The organism is Mesorhizobium sp. M7A.F.Ca.CA.004.12.1.1, from assembly GCF_003997835.1.
Lineage (GTDB): Bacteria > Pseudomonadota > Alphaproteobacteria > Rhizobiales > Rhizobiaceae > Mesorhizobium.
This window is the reverse complement of sequence record NZ_RZRK01001060.1, coordinates 1-1,711: the sequence shown is the minus strand read 5'-3', so window position 1 is coordinate 1,711 and position 1,711 is coordinate 1. Positions and strand designations below refer to the sequence as shown.

At 60.7% G+C, this 1,711-nt stretch carries 1 protein-coding gene and 1 pseudogene; both read right to left on the bottom strand.

Going from position 1 to position 1,711, the window contains the following annotated elements:
• Positions 1 to 666: pseudogene (locus EN984_RS33565) on the bottom strand (microcin ABC transporter permease); the annotation flags it as partial.
• 30 nt (positions 667 to 696) lie between these two features.
• Positions 697 to 1,711 (bottom strand): ABC transporter substrate-binding protein (locus EN984_RS33560; RefSeq protein WP_245480175.1); only part of this gene is annotated, 1,015 nt, incomplete at its 5' end.

The following is a 1,711-nucleotide window of genomic DNA, read 5'->3' as shown; positions in this document are numbered from 1 at the left end:
GTCGACGATCTTTCCCCACCAGGACAATTGATCCCAATTGTCCGAGGTGAGGCCGCGCAACGGAAACCAGTCCCAGAACGACCCGCCGGCAAACAGCACCATCAGCATGATGCCGAACAGGAAGCCCGGAATGGCATAGCCGACAATGACGACGCCGCTGGTCCAGACGTCGAAGGGAGTGCCGTCCTTGACCGCCTTGCGGATGCCGAGCGGGATCGAGATCAGGTAGGACAAAAGCGTGATCCACAGCCCGATCGAGATCGACACCGGCATCTTCTCCAGGATCAGGTCGAGCACCGAAATGTCGCGGAAATAGCTGTCGCCGAAATCGAAGCGGGCATAGTTCCACAGCATCATGCCGAAGCGCTCGAGCGGCGGCTTGTCGAAGCCGAACTGCTTTTCCAGCTTCTTGATGAATTCCGGATCGAGCCCCTGCGCCCCGCGATATTTCGAACTGACGTCACCGGCTGCATCGAAATTGCTGCCAGCGCCCGCGTCGCCGCCACCGCCGCCGAGGCGGTCGCTGCCGCCCTGATTGGTCAGCCGGGCGATGACCTGTTCGACCGGACCGCCGGGGGCGAACTGGATGACGGCGAAGGATATCGCCATGATGCCGAACAGGGTCGGGATCATCAACAGGATGCGGCGCAGGATATAGGCGCCCATCAGGCCTTTTGCCCCGCTTGAGCGAACATCTCAGCCTTTGCCAATTTTTGCCGCCTTGCCCTTATCGAACCACCACAGCGTCTCGACCGGAAAGCCGAAATCGGGCTTCTGTTCGACAAAGCCGAACATGTCCCAATAGGCGACGCGGTGATTCGCCAGATAGTATGTTGGAATCCAGTCCAGCCGCGCGCGCAAGACCCGGTCGAGCGCTCTGAGCGCCGTGACGAGTTCTATACGGTCTTTCGCCTTGCCGGCTGCCGCGATCAGGGCGTCGATGGCCTTGCTTTCCGTGCCCGGATAGTTGCGCTGCCCCGGGATTTTCGCCATCCGGGAATCATAGAGCATCTGCAGGCTGTCGTCGGTCGGCGTCGCCCCGATCGACCAATGCAGCAAGGCAAGATCGAAGTCGTAATTGCTGTGCCGCTGCTCATACTGCGCCGAATCGATTTGCCGGATCGATGCGTCGATCCCGATCGCCTTCATATTCTCGGACCAAGGGGTGTAGATGCGAACGATGCCGTCGTCCTCCGCCAGCATTTCGACCCGCAGCCGCTCACCCTTGTCGTTGACGACGAAACTGCCATCGCGCTTCCAGCCGGCCTGCGCAAGCAATCTCGAAGCCTCGCCCAGCAGCTTGCGGTCATGGCCCGAACCGTCGGAAAGGGGCTGCGTCACCGCTTCACCAAAAACCTCTGGCGGCAATTCGGCCCGGAACGGCTCCAGCAGGGCCAATTCCTCAGGCGAGGGCAGGCCTTCGGCCTTGTAATCCGACCGTTCGAAGTTCGATTGAGAACGCTCGTAGGAGCCGTAAAACAAGGCCCGCTTCATCCATTCGAAATCGAAGCACCTGGCGATCGCCCGCCGCACCCGCTCATCGCGGAATTGCGGACGACGCTGGTTCAGTGCGACGCTCTGCATGTCCGGCGTCTTCTCGCCGGGAAATTCCCGTTTGACGACCTTGCCGTCCTTCAGCGCCGGAAAGTCATATCCGGTCGCCCATACCCGTGAGGTGAATTCCTCGCGAAAATGCGTGTCGCCTTTCTTG